This window comes from Chitinophaga sp. SYP-B3965, from assembly GCF_009647655.1.
In the GTDB taxonomy this organism is placed as follows: domain Bacteria; phylum Bacteroidota; class Bacteroidia; order Chitinophagales; family Chitinophagaceae; genus Chitinophaga.
The window spans coordinates 234900-250826 of record NZ_WJFD01000003.1 but is presented as its reverse complement, the minus strand read 5'-3'; the positions used below and the strand labels follow the sequence as shown (position 1 = coordinate 250826).

The window sequence follows — 15927 nt, the reverse complement described above, 5'->3', positions numbered from 1 at the left end:
TTGCTTAGGAAAATGAAGTCAACTTTCCAGCGGAACCTCGTGATAGGATTCGGTTTTTCATTAGTGCTGCTCATCTTCACTTCCGTTGCTTCTTATATAAGCATCCGGAACCTGATCTTTAGTGCAGACATGGTAGATCATACCAACCAGGTGTTGCATGAACTGGAAGCATCTATCTCAGGAATGAAAGATGCGGAAACAGCACAACGGGGATTCCTGATCACCAATAATGCAGATTTTCTGGCGCCGTACAATGGGGCAGAAGATTCCATCCGGAAGAACATCCGGAATTTCCAGGACCTTACAGTAGATAATCCCTTACAGCAAGCAGATGCCAAACATCTGCTGGAAGTTTCCGGGCAAAGGATGGCGGTACTAAAAGCTAATATAGATAAAAGCAAACGGGGTGAAGATGTAACAGTGGCAGACATGGAAAGAGGCAAACTGTTCATGGATCGGGCACGTGAGTTGGTGGCGGTCATGAAAGACCGGGAAACAAAACTACTGGCCGTGCGTACTGCCAAGTTGAATGAATTCGCTGCATCCACCCCTACATTTATTATCATCGCCGCTTTACTGGCCCTGCTCATTACCGTCATCTCCTTTTTAAGGGTAAATGCAGATTTCAGACGCCGTTTGGAAATGCAACTCGCATTAGAAGTAAAAGATGCGGATATTGACAGAAGGATCAGGATCATCCAGGGCGTAGCCGGCAGAGTGTCTGACGGAGATTATGAAGTGCGTGTGGCGGATGAAGGGCAGGACGGATTAGGCATTCTTTCTGTATCGTTGAATAAAATGGCCGGTTCACTGAAGTTTTCATTTGACCAGCTGAAAGATAAAGAATGGTTGCAAACAGGTATTGCCACGCTGAACGATAAAATGCTGGGTGAATATGATGTGCGGGTACTGGCTGGCCAGATCGTGGATCACCTTACTGCTTATACAGAAAGTCACATTGCAGGATTCTATGTGGCGGAGAACGATAGCACACTACGTTTCATCAAAGGTTTCGCTTTTGATGGAGAAGGAAGTGAATACATTTCTTACGGAAAAGGTTTAGCCGGCCAGGCTGCAGAAAGCAAACGTATCCTGCACCTGAAAGAAGTAAGGGAAGATCTGCTGATCTTACATCATGTCTCCGGTGCAATAAAACCTGCCAATATTATTGCAGTACCTATGTTCCATGAACGTAAAGTGGTTGGTGTAGTAGAACTGGCAGCTGCGCATCCTTATCCGCAACGGGTACTTGAATTCCTCGAAGCCGCATCCCACAGCATCGGCACCGTACTGTTCAGTGTAGAAGGCCGCAAGCGCTTACAGGAATTACTGGAAGAAACACAATCCCAGGCAGAAGAATTACAGGCACAACATAACGAGCTGGAAAACATCAACAGCGAACTGGAATTGCAGGCGGAAAAACTGCAGGCTTCAGAAGAAGAACTGCGCGTGCAACAGGAAGAACTGGTACAGACCAACGAAGAACTGGAAGAACGGAATCAACTCATCATTGAACGGAACAGGGACATTCAGCAGAAGGTGTCTGAACTGGCACTGAGCTCAAAATATAAATCAGAGTTCCTGGCCAATATGAGCCATGAATTGCGGACACCATTGAATTCCATCCTGCTCTTATCCCGCCTGATGGGAGAGAACAATAAAGAGAACCTCACGGAAGAACAACTGGAATATGCCCAGGTGATCCAGAATTCCGGGAAAGGTTTGCTGAGCCTCATTGATGAAATATTAGACCTCTCCCGTATTGAAGCCGGCAAAATGGACCTCAGCTTTTCCGAAGTGAACCTTCGGGAAATAGCGCAGGAAATGAATGCCTTGTTTGGCCCGGTGGCAAAAGAAAAAGGGCTTTCATTTGAGGTGCATACGGATGGAAGGATGCCCGCCATGATCGAAACAGACCGGCAAAGGCTGGAACAGATCATTCGCAACCTGCTTTCCAACGCATTGAAATTTACGACAGAAGGAACGGTATCATTGAATATAGCAGAAGATGAAAAAGATCACGGTATAGTGGTCTTTACAGTAAAAGATACCGGTATCGGCATTTCAAAAGATAAACAACAGGTGATCTTTGAAGCCTTCCAGCAGGAAGATGGTTCCACCCGCCGGAAATTTGGTGGCACAGGACTGGGCCTTTCCATCAGCAAAGAACTGGTGAAACTGTTAGGCGGCAACATCCATGTGAGAAGTGAACAAGGGGCGGGCAGCGAATTTGAAGTACGCATACCTGTTACTCCTTCTGTGATACAGGATACACCATTACTCCCAAAAAGAGAACCTCGTTTTGTAAGCGCCGTGATCCCTGAACACGTACCGGATGACCGTAATGACGTGAACCCTGGCGATCCGGTGATCCTGATCATCGAAGACGACAGAACATTTGCACAATACTTGCTGGACTTCACGCGTCAGAAAGGATACAAAGGGATTGTAACCGTAAGAGGAGATGAAGCGTTATCCCTCACCCTGCAATACCAGCCCAAGGGCATCCTGCTGGATATCCAGCTGCCGGTGAAAGATGGCTGGGAAGTAATGGAAGAGCTGAAGAATAACAACGTTACACGCCATATTCCGGTACATATCATGTCATCTTACGAAGCCCGGTTTAAAAGCCTTTCCAAAGGAGCCGTGGATTTTATCGACAAACCGGTGTCCTATGGAAAGATGGATGATGTTTTTGCAAAGATAGAACAGATCCTGAGCAGCAATTCCCGCAAAGTGCTGATCGTGGAAGAGAACATCAAACACGCCAAAGCACTGGCCTATTACCTGGAGAATTTTTCCGTACATACACAGATCAGGAATAATATCACAGATAGCATCGATTCCCTGCAAAAGAAAGAAGTGAACTGTGTGATCCTGGATATGGGCGCCGCCGGAGAGCAATCGTATGATATGCTGGACGAAGTGAAAAAACATCCAGGCCTGGAGAATGTACCGATCATCATCTTTACAGGTAAGAACATTTCCGGAGAAGAAGAGCAGCGTATCAAACAATATGCAGATTCCATCGTCGTAAAGGTGGCTAACTCCTATCAGCGCATCATGGATGAAGTGTCTTTATTCCTGCACCTTATGCAGGCGAAAAAAGAAGGTGAACGGAATGGTAATGGTTTAGGTATGTTGCATGATGTGCTGAAGGATAAAACAGTCCTGCTGGCAGATGATGATGTGAGGAACATCTTTGCGCTCACCAAAGCACTGGAAACTTACAACATGCGTGTGATCTCTGCCATGGATGGAAAAGAAGCACTGAAACAACTGAAAAAGAATCCGCAGGTAGATATTGTACTGATGGATATGATGATGCCTGAAATGGACGGATATGAATCTACCCGCCAGATCAAAGCAGACCCTCAGTTTAAAAAACTGCCGGTAATAGCGGTAACGGCCAAGGCCATGAAAGGAGACAGGGAGAAATGTATCTCCGCCGGCGCTTCTGATTACATCAGCAAACCAGTGGATATCGACCAGTTAATATCTTTATTACGGGTATGGTTATATGATAGCAACAAATGAGTGATCTTGAATTGACGGATGAGCAGATAGATATCCTGCTGAAGGATGTGATGGAGGAGTATGGTTATGATTTCAGCGATTATGCCTTTCCTTCCATGAAAAGGAGATTGAACAGGTTATATACGCTGGATAAATTCGGCCGTTTCGGGGACTTCCACCAAAAGGTGATGCAGGATGCTGTTTATTTCCGGCATTTTGTAGAAGAGCTGACGGTGAATGTAACAGAGATGTTCCGGGACCCGTTATTCTTCCAACGCTTGCGGGAAGAGGTATTGCCGCAACTGGCGCATCATCCGTTTATTCGTATCTGGCATGCAGGTTGTTCCACCGGAGAGGAAGTATATTCAATGGCTATCCTGCTTAAGGAGGCTGGCCTGCTGCAGCGTTCGTTGTTATATGCTACAGATATCAACCCGGCTGTACTGGAAGTTTTGCGTAAAGGCATCTATCCTCTGCGGTACATGAAACAGTATTCTGAAAATTATATACAATCCGGTGGTACGCAGGATTTTTCCAGGTACTACACCGCCAAATATGATTGGGCCAAGTTAGACGAAGGGCTCCTGAAACGCATTGTTATTTCCCCGCACAACCTGGTGTCAGATGGTTCATTCAATGAATTTCAACTGATCATTTGCAGGAATGTGCTGATCTACTTTTCCAAAAAGCTACAGAATAAAGCGCTTCAGCTGATGGATAACAGCCTTGAACCTTCAGGTTTCATTGCGTTGGGAGGGAAAGAAAGTCTCAAATACTCCACTATTGCACCCCGATATAAACAGTTCGCGCAACGGCAAAGGATCTGGCAGAAGATCAATTAGAAATACTGGGAGAGGATATCCTTTAAAGAATTGATGTCGAATTGCTTTACGATGTAATCGCTGGCGCCCAGTGATTTTGTTTCCCGTATATCCCTGGGATCTGAAGAGGTAGAATAAATGATCACGGGGATCTCTGAAAGGTGGGGGATATTACGGATGGCCGCGAGGCAATCTTTTCCACCCATGCGGGGCATGTTAAGGTCCAGGAAAATGTAATGCGGTGTAAGGTTTTCCGTGGCATTTAATAGTTGCAGCCCGGCAGCGCCATCGTTGGCAGTAAGGAATTGTACCGTATCATTTACATCTTGCAGCGCCAGTTTAAATATCTCCTGGTCATCCAGGTCATCGTCTATAAGCAAACAGGTGATTTTTTCCGCCATTGTTGTTAAGGATCTAAGGTGTACAAATATAACAATTCTCTGGCAGGAATTTCCCTTACATTGCAAAACAAAATTGAATCCTATGCAAACTATTCTCGGTGCTGGCGGAACTATAGGACAACCTTTAGCCAAAGAACTGGCCGCCTATACAAACAAGATCCGCCTCGTGAGCCGCAAGCCGGTAAAAGTGAATGAAGGAGATGAACTCTTTCCGGCAGACCTTACAGACCGGAGCCAGGTTTTTAAAGCCATTGAGGGATCAGCAATAGTGTATCTCGTGATCGGTTTCCCATACAGTATTAAGGTATGGCGCAAAGAATGGCCTGCCCTCATGCGGAATGTGATCGATGCCTGCAAAGAATATAAAGCCAAACTGGTTTTCTTTGACAATGTGTACATGTACGATAAAACAGCTATCCCGCACATGACGGAGGAATCTCCCATCAACCCACCCAGCAAAAAAGGAAAGGTACGTGCAGCCATTCTACAAATGCTGATGGACGAAGTAAAGCAACAACAGCTTACCGCAGTCATTGCCCGTGCTGCGGACTTTTATGGTCCCGGTAAAGGCAATACCTCTGTACTGAATGAAGTGGTGTATAAGAACTTCCTGCAAGGCAAAAAAGCCAATTGGTTTGCCAGCGCAGAGAAGAAACACACTTACACTTATGGGCCTGATGCTGCCAAAGGAACCGCTTTGCTCGGCAATACACCAGATGCCTTTAACCAGGTATGGCATTTGCCAACGAACCCTAACGCTTTGACCGGCCGGCAGTTCATAGAACTTTTCGCGAAAGAAATGAACGTAGCACCAAAGTTCTCCGCATTACCGCAATGGATGGCCAGCGCCATAGGATTATTCGTGCCTATCATGAAGGAACTGGCAGAGATGTTCTATCAATACGATCGCGACTATATTTTCGACAGCAGCAAGTTTAACAAACGCTTTCAATTTACGCCAACAACTTATGAAGAAGGGATCCGTGCAACGGTAAAGGGATAAAGTAAAAAGCCAGTGCATCATGCACTGGCTTTTTTAGTATATTTAGTAATAATCCCACGTTATGCATCCACGCCAGCTGATCGTCTGCTGCTTTATTATCTCCTGTATCATCATCCTTTCCCAATGCGTTGGAGAAAAGACATATCTGCGGGGAGAGCAGTTTGCAGAAGCCACCAGCTGCGCCACCTGCCACAAGAATATTTACGACACTTATATATCTTCTGCTCACAGCATTACTTCCAGTCCCTCAAACGTTAAAGGCAGCTTTATATCACCGGATAATGTGTTCCATTACAGTAATGGATCAAAGGTATTAATGGAACAACGCGATAGCGGGCTATTCCAGGTAGGGGATCAGGAAACGCACCGCTTTGATATCACCATCGGTTCCGGAAGAAAAGCACAAACCTATCTCTATTGGAAAGACGGCCGCTATTTCCAGTTACCCATATCCTATTTCGTACCAGCGGGAAAATGGGCAAACAGCCCCGGCTTCCCTGCTACACATCCTAAATTCGACAGGATGATCCCCAGCACCTGCTTTGGCTGCCATAGTTCCATGGTGGCCCTGAAGGAAGTGAAGATGGAAAGGCTGCACATTGACGAAGAGTTTGAGCGGAACAAAATGGTGTTTGGGATTGATTGCCAGCGATGCCATGGCCCCGCAGCAGAACATGTACAATTCCACATGGCACACCCGGAAGAAAAAGAGGGCCGGCACATTACAAGGATCAGGGATTTAAACAACCAGCAACAACTGGATATGTGCGCTATCTGCCATTCCGGATTAAAGACCCCTCAAAAGAACCCTTTCGGCTTCAAACCCGGAGACGCACTATCTGATTATATTTACCCTGATCTCAGCCGCCCTGCCAGACCACAGGAAATGGATGTACATGGTAACCAATACCAGTTATTAACGGCGAGCAAATGTTTTATGAAAAGCAAAGGGATGATGGATTGCTCTTCCTGTCACAATCCCCATACCAGTGAAAAGAATGACCTGCAGGTGTTTTCCCAACGCTGCATGAACTGCCATAAAACAACTAATCATAAAACAGCCGTTCTTACGGATAACTGTATCGATTGCCATATGCCAGCCCTTCCTTCCAATGCTATTACCTTATTAGCGAACGGAGAAACAAGCCCAACGGCAGATTCCGTCCGTACTCACCTGATTGCCATTTATACCCGTTTGAAATAGTGTCGCAAACCACCCCATTTTATTCGTTATTACACCCCTTCCAGGTAAAACGGGGAACCTATTTTTGTGGTATAAAATGTAAACAATGGAAAAGAGACTTTCAAATCAGAAGATCACCTCAAACCTTTGGTTTAATAAAGAGGCAGAAGAAGCCGTTAATTATTATCTCTCTATTTTCAAAGATGGAAAGATTGGCCGTAAAACTTACTATACTGCAGAAGGGTTCGAATTTCATGGTATGGCTGAAGGCACTGTACTGACGATGGAATTCATCCTCGAAGGACAGGAGTTCGTGGCCCTGAATGGAGGACCCCATTTCAAGTTCAATGAGGCTATCTCCTTCATCGTTAATTGCAAAGATCAAAAAGAAGTAGACTACTACTGGGAGAAACTGGGTGAAGGCGGTGATGAAAAAGCACAAATGTGCGGATGGCTGAAAGATAAGTTCGGCGTATCATGGCAAATTGTTCCCACCGTTCTCACAGATATGATGCAAGACCCTGATGCCACTAAAGTAGCGAAGGTGACCAAAGCAGTATTCCAGATGAAGAAACTGGACATCGCTGAACTGGAAAAAGCATTTGGGAAATAAATGTAGTCAAGCAGGGTTGGCCATGAGTCAGCCCTGCTTACGATGAAGATGATAGATATTAAAAGGATCAACCTTCTGGCTTACTGATTTGATCTTTCAAAATCCAGCAGCCATTGCTTTCTGAATATACCGCCACCATAACCAGTGAGGTTGCCGTCTTCACCAATTACTCTGTGGCAGGGGATGATGATGGAGATCCTGTTCATACCGTTTGCATTACCCACTGCGCGTACTGCCTGCGGTTTTCCCAGGATAACAGCCTGTTGCGAGTAAGAGCGGGTTGTGCCGAAGGGAATGGTTTGTAATTTCTCCCATACTGCCTGCTGAAATTCAGTACCAGGGGTGAATAGGGGAACAGTGAATACTTTTCTTTTCCCTTCAAAGTATTCATCCAGTTCTTGCTTTAACTGATCAAAATGTTTGTTGGCGCCCTGGATAATATTGGCATTGATCCTTCTGGCCAGGATCTTCAATTGGGACTCCAGCATTTTACGGTCTGTAAATTCCAACAGGCAGATGCCTTGTTCCGTAGCACAGGCAAACATAGTACCCAACGGTGTTTCGATCCGGGTGATATTGATGATCTTTTTATCCTTGCTATTTGCAGGAGATACACCAAATACAGATTTGAAGGAGTCTGAAAAACCGCTTAGCGATTCATACCCTGCATCATAAGCCACAGAGGTGATCGCTTCTCCGCTTTGTATTTTAGAAAAAGCAGAATTGATCCGGAACATCCTTTGATAAGCATGAAAGGTGACGCCGTGATTTTTAAGGAACCATCTTCTTATTTTGCTGGGCTCGATCCCTTTTTGAAGCAGGTCCCAGTCTTTAAATTTCAGGGAGGGGTTTGCATTCAATTCATCCAGGATGTCTTTTATCACATCCGGGGTTTCGCCCATTTTTTCTAATGGACTGCAAACTTTGCAGGGCCTGTATCCTCTTAAGATAGCTTCCTTGGCTGTCTTGAAAAATTCTACATTCTCTTTTTTAGGTTTCCTGGCTGTGCAGGTAGGCCGGCAGAATATTCCGGTAGTTTTGACCGCAGCAATGAACGTTCCTTCATAGGAAACATCCTTGTTAAGCAGCGCATCATACATGATATCGTTCGTCAGCATTTTCAATTCTTTTGTCAAAAGTAGGCCAGGCAAATCAGGTGAACAACCGGAAAATTGACAAGTATTTTTATTTGCTGCCGGCGCTATGCCACTCGTGTTCAATTTTCGTCATTAAAAGCGCATTGTCGAAATGAACAGTATCTTTTTTAAAGAGGGTTTCATTTTCGAAGAAGCTGGAATGTACGTCCAATACCTCCAATGGTTGTACTTTCCATTCATTGATATGAAGTTTTAACCCTTGAAATTTGTTTCCATCAGGAGAATAACCAAGCGATCCTTTTTTGAAGAAGTCGGAGGCACTTTCTAATGTCTGGAAAATAGAACCGGGTGGAAACTGGTCCGTTGTTTTCGCATCTATGGAAATATTGGTATTGTCAGAACTGGTGAAATTCACATGGTAATTACCGTTTGCTTCTTTTACATTGAACTTCGCGAGATAATGTTTACCGGGAAAGATCCTCCCGCCGGCAAATGCATTTAACCTGGAAGAAGTATCCCTGCGCGGAACGTAAACGCCTTCTTTCGTTTCGCCTTCCTCATCCCATTCAACTGCAATACGGTGTGCGCCATTTTCAGATCCGATCCCCATAAGATCCGGGAAACCTTTTGGCTTAATATTTTTCAGCCTGATGAGGCAAACACCCACAATAGCTTTGCCCTTATAGATCTTAGGCCGGAAAGGGGCAGGAAGGATTTGCTGAACAGCATCAGGATCTGCGGTGAAATTGATCAGGATGCGACGGTCGATAAGGCCATGTATTGCTGGGAAGTTCATGTTACTAAGGTAAGTAACTAAATATCCGGAATGAGATAAATGTTATTTATTTGTATTTATGGGACAATCGAAAGAATTGTATTATTTAATATCAAATAGTCTCTATTAATTAAAAGTTTGTTGTATTTTATTCAAGCAGATCAATAATGTCACCTGCTTCTATTATATAACCAAAATATTAATATGGCCTCTTCCCTAAAGAAAGCTATCCGGCCCATCCATTTATGGGCCATTTCAGTAGGCCTTGTCATATCAGGTGAATACTTCGGCTGGAATTACGGATGGGGAGTAGCAGGAACAATAGGATTCTTGCTCGCCACCATCATCATCACTGTTTTATACATCACTTTCATTTTCAGTTTTACAGAATTAACCACCGCCATTCCACAGGCAGGCGGTCCTTTTTCATATGCCCAAAGAGCGCTTGGTCCAACAGGAGGATTGATTGCCGGTTATGCCACACTGGTTGAATTTTTGCTGGCCACTCCAGCCATTGCTTTGGCCTTAGGGAACTATCTGCATTTCCTGCATCCTGCTATTCCTGTATTATGGTCGGCAATAACGGTGTACATTTTACTTACTGGGGTTAATCTGTTGGGGATCAAAGAATCAGCCTCTTTCACATTACTCTTTACCTTGCTGGCTGTAGTGGAATTATTGGTATACCTGGGTATCGTGGCACCTCATTTTCAGATGGCGAATTTTCTGAAAGATGCATTGCCTTTTGGTTACAGTGGCGTTTTTGCTGCTTTGCCTTTTGCGATATGGTTATATGTATGTATAGAGGGTGTTGCCATGGTGGCAGAAGAAGTGAAGAACCCTGCGCGTAACATTCCTATTGGATATATTTCAGGAATATTAACGCTGGTACTTTTGGCTATTGCCGTGATGGTCTTTACCGGCGGCATTACCAACTGGCAACGTTTATCTGCTATTGATTATCCATTACCGGAGGCCATCGGGATCGTATTAGGTAAAGATAACAGCATTACTAAAATATTTGCCGGCATCGGATTATTTGGATTGATAGCCTCTTTCAATGGCATTATCATCAGTTACTCCCGCCAGATCTTTGCCCTGGCCCGCGAAGGTTATTTACCCGCCATACTGGCCATGATCAGTAGTAAAAGACAAACACCTTATGTGGCATTGCTCGTTGGTGCGTTCGCAGGGATCATCGCATTGTTGATCGGACGAACTGATCAGCTGGTGATCCTCTCTGTATTAGGGGCTATTGTGATGTATGTGATCAGTATGATCAGTCTTTTTATATTGAGAAAGAAAGAACCACAATTAGAAAGACCATTCAAAGTGCCTTTTTATCCTTTGTTCCCGATTATAGCATTGGGCTTATCTTTGATTTCCCTGGTAGCGATCATTTATTATAATGTCTGGCTTAGTGTTATTTTTTTTGTGGGATTATTGGCTGTCTGGATTTCTTATGCATTGGTACAAAAACGAAAAGTAAAGTATGGCTTATAAAACCACCATACAACAACATACCTACTCTTTCAGCGATCTGAAGACCTTGCTGGCAAAAGCCTCGCCATATAGGTCGGGAGATGCACTGGCGGGCCTGGCAGCTGATACTTATGAAGAAAGAGTAGCGGCGCAAATGGCACTGGCTGATGTACCCTTAAAGACCTTTCTGCAGGAAGCGGTTATTCCATATGAAACAGATGAGATCACCAGGTTGATCATAGATACACATGATGCAACCGCCTTTGCTCCCATATCCCATTTTACCGTAGGTGATTTCCGCGATTGGTTGCTGAGCGATTATGCTGATCTGACTGTATCAAAAGGATTAACTCCTGAAATGGTAGCAGCCGTATCAAAACTAATGCGCAACCAGGACCTGATCAGTGTGGCAAAAAAGATTGAAGTGATCACCCGTTTCCGCAACACCATAGGTTTGAAGGGAAGGTTATCCGTACGGTTACAGCCCAATCATAATACAGATGATCCCAAAGGGATCGCCGCCGCTATGATGGACGGTTTACTGTATGGCAGTGGGGATGCAGTGATCGGTATCAATCCGGCTACTGACAGTCCAGCAGCTGTAACAGGATTATTAACACTCATTGATCAACTGAGGCAGCAGTTTGATATCCCAACACAGTCCTGCGTATTATGCCATGTTACCACTGCCTTGCAGATCATGGGCAAAGCACCGGTAGATCTGGTGTTTCAATCCATCGGCGGTACAGAAAAAACAAACAGCAGTTTTGGTATTCAGCTTTCATTGTTGAAAGAAGCCTATGAAGCCGCTTTGTCATTGCAACGCGGTACCATCGGCAATAATGTGATGTACTTTGAAACAGGGCAGGGCAGCAGTTTATCTGCCAATGCACATGAAGGGGTAGATCAGCAAACCTGTGAAGCAAGAGCGTATGGTGTTGCAAGGCATTTCAATCCACTGCTTGTGAATACGGTAGTAGGGTTTATTGGTCCCGAGTATTTATTCGATGGCAAACAGATCATCCGGGCAGCATTGGAAGATCACTTTTGTGGTAAACTCCTTGGATTACCGATGGGTGTTGATGTCTGTTATACAAACCACGCCAATGCAGATCAGGATGATATGGATAATCTTTTAACCCTGCTGGGTGTAGCAGGTTGTAACTTTATTATGGGCGTGCCTGGGGCAGATGATATTATGCTGAACTATCAATCCACCTCTTTCCATGATGCTTTATACATAAGGCAGGTATTAGGACTGAAACCAGCTCCAGAGTTTGAGCAATGGCTAATGAAATATGGCCTGATGGATGATAATGGCAGATCGCTGCCGGTAACATCCTCTCACTTGTTACTGAAAAATTACCTGTAATGATCATCGATGATCCATGGCATGAATTAAAGGCCTTTACGGCAGCACGTATTGCATTAGGGCGTACAGGCAGCGCTATGCCATTACAGGAAGTACTTCGTTTTAAACTGGCACACGCCCACGCAAGGGATGCTGTGTATTCTTCTTTAGATATCGATGCATTAGGAGAAGTTAACTTGTTACACAGCAAAGCTGCTGACCGGGCGGAATATCTGCAACGCCCGGATAAAGGCCGTCAGCTAAATGAAAATTCCCGGTTATCACTAACACCGGTAAATGCAGATCTCGCCATTATCCTCGTAGATGGTTTGTCCGCCACCGCCATTAATCATCATGCCATTCCTGTACTTGACTACTTATATCCGATGTTGCAGGCAAAGAAAATATCCCTTGCACCAGTGCAGTTGGTAGAACAGGGGCGTGTTGCCATAGGAGATGAAATAGGAGAATTGCTAAAAGTGAAACTGATATTGGTATTAATAGGAGAGCGGCCGGGCCTTACTTCACCAGATAGTCTGGGCGCCTATCTTACCTGGCAGCCACGATCTGGTTTAACAGATGAAGCCAGGAATTGCATCTCCAATATCCGCCCTGAAGGATTACCATATAAGCTGGCAGCGGAAAAAATGTACTATCTCATCCATGAAGCGCTGAGGCTGCAACTTACAGGTGTTATGCTGAAGGATAATTATAACCTGCGTATCTCATAACCTGTCTTCGTTACCTTCCTGTTCTTTCTTTTCTTCTTCCACCGGATCAGTAGATCCGGGAGGAAATAATTCCTTCCTGTCACGCTTGTTCCTTTTGATCAGGAAAGCGATTAATGCAATGGCTGCAAGAACAATAACAACAATAAGGGCTGTTTGCATACTTCTAATGTAAAGCCTTTTTATTAATTCCATGTTAAGGAATGCTTCCCTTAACAATAAGGAAACATGCCTTTAGGAATTTCAGGGGATGAACTGGAAAGAATGGTTGCAAAACTTCGATGAAAACCTTTTCATCAATATTCACGAGATAGGAACAAATGAGCTCCTGGACCCGTTTATGTTGCTGTTACGCAATGCACTCACCTGGGTGCCATTGTATCTCTTTGTACTGATCTACCTCATTAAATACCGGCGGAACAAAGCCCTGTTCTTTCTCATCGGCACATTGATCACTTTTGCCATTGCTGATTACGGAAGTGCGAGTATATTAAAACCTTTATTCCAAAGGGTACGTCCCTGTTATAATGAAGACCTGGAAGGGCACCTTCGCCGTTTAATAGACTGTGGCGGGCGTTATAGTTTCCCATCTTCTCATGCCTCTAATCACTTTGCCCTGGCAGCATTCTGGTTCTGGAGTTTCCGGTATATGGGTATCCGTAACTGGTATTGGGTTTGGATCTGGGCATTCCTGATCGGTTATGCGCAGGTGTACGTGGGTAAACATTATCCGCTGGACATAGTAGGAGGGGCCATCTTTGGATTAATAGTAGGCTTCCTTATTTCCCGCCTCTTTATCTGGTGGAATGAATCTGGTATCAGCAGCTTTCGCAAGCATCCTCATCCGGATGCATTATCTTAGTTTATTATTATGCAAACCTATCCTCTGACAGCCAGGTACTCCTGGTGTATTGCGATTATAGTACTATCTCTCATTCCGGGATTATTTACCACACTCATGGAACCGGATGCAGCCCTGTATGCCGGTATTGCAAAACAGATCGTATGGCGTAATGATTGGGTGAACCTCTTTGCAGATGGAACGGACTGGCTGGATAAACCACACCTGCCTTTCTGGATCAGCGCCCTGAGTTTTAAAATATTCGGCATCAGCACATTTGCTTATAAACTGCCTGCTTTCCTATGCTGGCTTTTAGGTGCAAGATTTACGTATCTCTTTGCCCGGCATTTTTATGGTGAAGCTGCTGCGCAAATAGCATCACTCATCTATCTTGGCGCTCTTCATGCTATTATCAGCAGTAATGATGTTCGCGCTGAACCTTACCTTACCTGTTTCCTGATAGCAGCTTCCTGGTATCTTGTAAAGGCCGCGAAATCCGCAGGATACATTTTGCCTGCTGCGCTTTTTACGGCATGCGCATTAATGACCAAAGGCCCGTTTGTGCTGATCACTATCGGAAGCGGATTGATACTTCATTGGATCATCTTAAAAGATTGGACGCAGTTCCTGCAATGGAAATGGTACGCGTATTTGCTGCTGGCTGTTATTTTTACCTTACCGGAGATCTGGTGTCTCTATCTTCAGTTCGATGCACATCCGGAGAAAGTAATATTTGGGCAACAGGGCGTTTCCGGTATCCGGTTCTTCCTCTGGGAAAGCCAGTTTGGCCGCTTCTTTAACACAGGTCCCATTAAAGGACATGGTGATCCCTTCTTCTTTTTGCATACACTCCTCTGGGCTTTTCTGCCCTGGAGCCTGTTATTATACATCGCTATTTTCCAGCGGCTGCGGAAATTATCTAAAGGAGAGGAGTGGATCACTTTAGGGGCTGCGCTATTCACCATGCTCGTTTTTTCTCTGTCAAGTTTTCAGTTACCGCATTACCTGAATATCTTGTTTCCCTATTTCAGTATTTTGCTAGCGGCATGGCTCATAAACCTGGTTTCATTAAAAAGAGTAATGATCACGCAGCGGGTTATTTCATTGATCATGGTGATCCTGCTTTTAGCCATCACCCTGTTATTCCGCCCTCATTACTGGATAGCCTATATTATTGTAAGTGCGGCCGCACTCATTGGTTGGTGGCTCCTCCGCTCTCCAAATGATGTTGTAAGAGTGAGTTTGCTGGGTAGTGTGTGCGTAGCTATTTTCATCAATGTGTTCTTTTATCCGACACTGCTGGATTACCAGGGAGGATCAGTAGCCGCTAAATGGAAGAACAATCAATTCCCGGGAGAGAAAGTTCATTTTTACAGAAGTAATTCCCAGGCCTTTGAATTCTATTGTGATGCACCTGTGGAAAGAAGTGATACCGCTTTCAATAACCAGGCATTGATATTCACCGGTAAAGCAGGCATGGATGCATTGGATCTTGCAGGGAAGAAATATAAAGAAGAAGCCGTATTTTCAAGTTATCCCGTAACCAGGTTAGATGGACAATTCATCAATCCCGCCACGCGTAACGAAGGGTTAGATAGTGTCTGGATATTACGGGTAAACGCTCAATAGAACATATTTATATAGTATTAAATAATAAATATAATATTCCTGTCCAAGGCTTAAGCATTGAGTTGTTATGATGTTTTAAAACAATTAAAATTTAAAACAATGAAAGATTTCTTATTCGTATTTAGAGCAAACACTGAGATGCCTAAACCTTCACCGGAACAAATGCAGGATACAATGAAACTTTGGATGGACTGGATCAGCGGCATCGCGGCACAGAACAAACTGGTGGATCGTGGAAACAGGCTGGAGTCCGCAGGCAAAGTATTAAGACCAGGTAATGTTATAACCGATGGACCTTATACAGAGATCAAAGAAACACTGGCTGGTTATTCCATCGTAAAGGCTGATTCCCTGGAAGAAGCTACGGAACTGGCAAAGGGTTGCCCTGGTCTTCTTTTCGGCGGTAATGTAGAAATTCGGGAAATAGGTAAGATGTAAAAATATTCACAAAGCCTTTGTAATTTACAAGATTACAAAGGCTTTATCT

The 15927-nt window shown here is 44.5% G+C and carries 15 protein-coding genes; 11 read left to right on the top strand and 4 right to left on the bottom strand.

The genetic code is table 11. The features are described 5' to 3' along the window. The first annotated feature begins 12 nt into the window (after positions 1 to 12). On the top strand, positions 13 to 3537 hold the full coding sequence (locus GFS24_RS18775; RefSeq protein ID WP_153662038.1) for a response regulator: 3525 nt from the start codon (positions 13 to 15) through the stop codon (positions 3535 to 3537). Then, positions 3534 to 4358, top strand: coding sequence for a protein-glutamate O-methyltransferase CheR (locus GFS24_RS18770; RefSeq protein ID WP_153662036.1), 825 nt, complete (start codon positions 3534 to 3536; stop codon positions 4356 to 4358). Before GFS24_RS18775 ends, GFS24_RS18770 begins: the two co-directional genes overlap by 4 nt. On the opposite strand, the gene GFS24_RS18765 is transcribed toward GFS24_RS18770, so the two are convergent. Then, positions 4355 to 4738 carry a response regulator gene (locus GFS24_RS18765; RefSeq protein WP_153662034.1) on the bottom strand — a complete coding sequence of 128 codons (384 nt, stop codon included), beginning with the start codon at positions 4736 to 4738 and terminating at the stop codon, positions 4355 to 4357. The two genes, GFS24_RS18770 and GFS24_RS18765, sit on opposite strands and share 4 nt — an antisense overlap. A gap of 82 nt (positions 4739 to 4820) precedes the next feature. Between GFS24_RS18765 and GFS24_RS18760 the strand changes: the two genes are divergently transcribed. From GFS24_RS18760 to GFS24_RS18750, 3 genes are all read left to right on the top strand, one after another. Beyond that, positions 4821 to 5741 (top strand): NAD-dependent epimerase/dehydratase family protein, encoded by a 921-nt coding sequence (locus GFS24_RS18760; RefSeq protein WP_153662032.1) that lies wholly within the window; start codon positions 4821 to 4823, stop codon positions 5739 to 5741. A gap of 61 nt (positions 5742 to 5802) precedes the next feature. Further along, on the top strand, positions 5803 to 6945 hold the full coding sequence (locus GFS24_RS18755; RefSeq protein ID WP_153662030.1) for a cytochrome c3 family protein: 1143 nt from the start codon (positions 5803 to 5805) through the stop codon (positions 6943 to 6945). A gap of 85 nt (positions 6946 to 7030) precedes the next feature. After that, positions 7031 to 7537 carry a VOC family protein gene (locus GFS24_RS18750; protein WP_153662028.1) on the top strand — a complete coding sequence of 169 codons (507 nt, stop codon included), beginning with the start codon at positions 7031 to 7033 and terminating at the stop codon, positions 7535 to 7537. Between the two features lie 80 nt (positions 7538 to 7617). Here GFS24_RS18750 and GFS24_RS18745 read toward each other — a convergent pair whose 3' ends face one another. Beyond that, a complete protein-coding gene (locus GFS24_RS18745) occupies positions 7618 to 8655 on the bottom strand; it encodes a bifunctional transcriptional activator/DNA repair enzyme AdaA (protein ID WP_153662026.1) in 1038 nt (345 codons plus the stop codon). A 67-nt stretch (positions 8656 to 8722) separates the two neighbouring features. Further along, positions 8723 to 9430 carry a DUF2071 domain-containing protein gene (locus GFS24_RS18740; RefSeq protein ID WP_153662024.1) on the bottom strand — a complete coding sequence of 236 codons (708 nt, stop codon included), beginning with the start codon at positions 9428 to 9430 and terminating at the stop codon, positions 8723 to 8725. Between the two features lie 183 nt (positions 9431 to 9613). Here GFS24_RS18740 and eat point away from each other — a divergent pair, with 183 nt between their 5' ends. Genes eat through eutC form a run of 3 tightly spaced genes read left to right on the top strand, consistent with a single transcriptional unit; the run spans position 9614 to position 12973 of the window. After that, positions 9614 to 10912 carry an ethanolamine permease gene (eat, locus tag GFS24_RS18735; RefSeq protein WP_153662022.1) on the top strand — a complete coding sequence of 433 codons (1299 nt, stop codon included), beginning with the start codon at positions 9614 to 9616 and terminating at the stop codon, positions 10910 to 10912. Continuing rightward, positions 10902 to 12263 carry an ethanolamine ammonia-lyase subunit EutB gene (locus tag GFS24_RS18730; RefSeq protein WP_153662021.1) on the top strand — a complete coding sequence of 454 codons (1362 nt, stop codon included), beginning with the start codon at positions 10902 to 10904 and terminating at the stop codon, positions 12261 to 12263. Before eat ends, GFS24_RS18730 begins: the two co-directional genes overlap by 11 nt. Continuing rightward, the gene (eutC, locus tag GFS24_RS18725) at positions 12263 to 12973 is read left to right on the top strand and encodes an ethanolamine ammonia-lyase subunit EutC (protein ID WP_153662019.1); all 711 of its coding nucleotides are present in this window, start codon (positions 12263 to 12265) and stop codon (positions 12971 to 12973) included. Before GFS24_RS18730 ends, eutC begins: the two co-directional genes overlap by 1 nt. Here the strand turns inward: eutC and GFS24_RS18720 are convergent. Further along, positions 12968 to 13132, bottom strand: coding sequence for a hypothetical protein (locus GFS24_RS18720; RefSeq protein WP_153662017.1), 165 nt, complete (start codon positions 13130 to 13132; stop codon positions 12968 to 12970). The genes eutC and GFS24_RS18720 overlap by 6 nt on opposite strands. An 88-nt stretch (positions 13133 to 13220) precedes the next feature. On the opposite strand from GFS24_RS18720, the gene GFS24_RS18715 reads away from it, so the two are divergent. The 3 genes from GFS24_RS18715 to GFS24_RS18705 all read left to right on the top strand — a co-directional run bounded on the left by GFS24_RS18715 (position 13221) and on the right by GFS24_RS18705 (position 15878). Continuing rightward, a complete protein-coding gene (locus tag GFS24_RS18715; RefSeq protein ID WP_153662015.1) occupies positions 13221 to 13832 on the top strand; it encodes a phosphatase PAP2 family protein in 612 nt (203 codons plus the stop codon). Positions 13833 to 13841: 9 nt separating this feature from the next. After that, positions 13842 to 15440, top strand: coding sequence for a glycosyltransferase family 39 protein (locus GFS24_RS18710; protein WP_153662013.1), 1599 nt, complete (start codon positions 13842 to 13844; stop codon positions 15438 to 15440). A gap of 99 nt (positions 15441 to 15539) precedes the next feature. Then, the gene (locus GFS24_RS18705; protein ID WP_153662011.1) at positions 15540 to 15878 is read left to right on the top strand and encodes a YciI family protein; all 339 of its coding nucleotides are present in this window, start codon (positions 15540 to 15542) and stop codon (positions 15876 to 15878) included. Positions 15879 to 15927 lie beyond the last annotated feature (49 nt).

What these genes read in the sequence shown, in the direction of transcription:
- GFS24_RS18770 (WP_153662036.1), top strand. Translation starts at nt 3,534, where the DNA reads ATGAGTGATCTTGAATTGACGGATGAGCAGATAGATATCCTGCTGAAG.
- GFS24_RS18715 (WP_153662015.1), top strand. Translation starts at nt 13,221, where the DNA reads ATGAACTGGAAAGAATGGTTGCAAAACTTCGATGAAAACCTTTTCATC.
- GFS24_RS18730 (WP_153662021.1), top strand. Translation starts at nt 10,902, where the DNA reads ATGGCTTATAAAACCACCATACAACAACATACCTACTCTTTCAGCGAT.
- GFS24_RS18750 (WP_153662028.1), top strand. Translation starts at nt 7,031, where the DNA reads ATGGAAAAGAGACTTTCAAATCAGAAGATCACCTCAAACCTTTGGTTT.
- GFS24_RS18755 (WP_153662030.1), top strand. Translation starts at nt 5,803, where the DNA reads ATGCATCCACGCCAGCTGATCGTCTGCTGCTTTATTATCTCCTGTATC.
- GFS24_RS18740 (WP_153662024.1), bottom strand. Translation starts at nt 9,430, where the DNA reads ATGAACTTCCCAGCAATACATGGCCTTATCGACCGTCGCATCCTGATC.
- GFS24_RS18720 (WP_153662017.1), bottom strand. Translation starts at nt 13,132, where the DNA reads ATGCAAACAGCCCTTATTGTTGTTATTGTTCTTGCAGCCATTGCATTA.
- GFS24_RS18710 (WP_153662013.1), top strand. Translation starts at nt 13,842, where the DNA reads ATGCAAACCTATCCTCTGACAGCCAGGTACTCCTGGTGTATTGCGATT.
- eutC (WP_153662019.1), top strand. Translation starts at nt 12,263, where the DNA reads ATGATCATCGATGATCCATGGCATGAATTAAAGGCCTTTACGGCAGCA.
- GFS24_RS18765 (WP_153662034.1), bottom strand. Translation starts at nt 4,738, where the DNA reads ATGGCGGAAAAAATCACCTGTTTGCTTATAGACGATGACCTGGATGAC.
- GFS24_RS18745 (WP_153662026.1), bottom strand. Translation starts at nt 8,655, where the DNA reads ATGCTGACGAACGATATCATGTATGATGCGCTGCTTAACAAGGATGTT.
- GFS24_RS18760 (WP_153662032.1), top strand. Translation starts at nt 4,821, where the DNA reads ATGCAAACTATTCTCGGTGCTGGCGGAACTATAGGACAACCTTTAGCC.
- GFS24_RS18705 (WP_153662011.1), top strand. Translation starts at nt 15,540, where the DNA reads ATGAAAGATTTCTTATTCGTATTTAGAGCAAACACTGAGATGCCTAAA.
- eat (WP_153662022.1), top strand. Translation starts at nt 9,614, where the DNA reads ATGGCCTCTTCCCTAAAGAAAGCTATCCGGCCCATCCATTTATGGGCC.
- GFS24_RS18775 (WP_153662038.1), top strand. Translation starts at nt 13, where the DNA reads ATGAAGTCAACTTTCCAGCGGAACCTCGTGATAGGATTCGGTTTTTCA.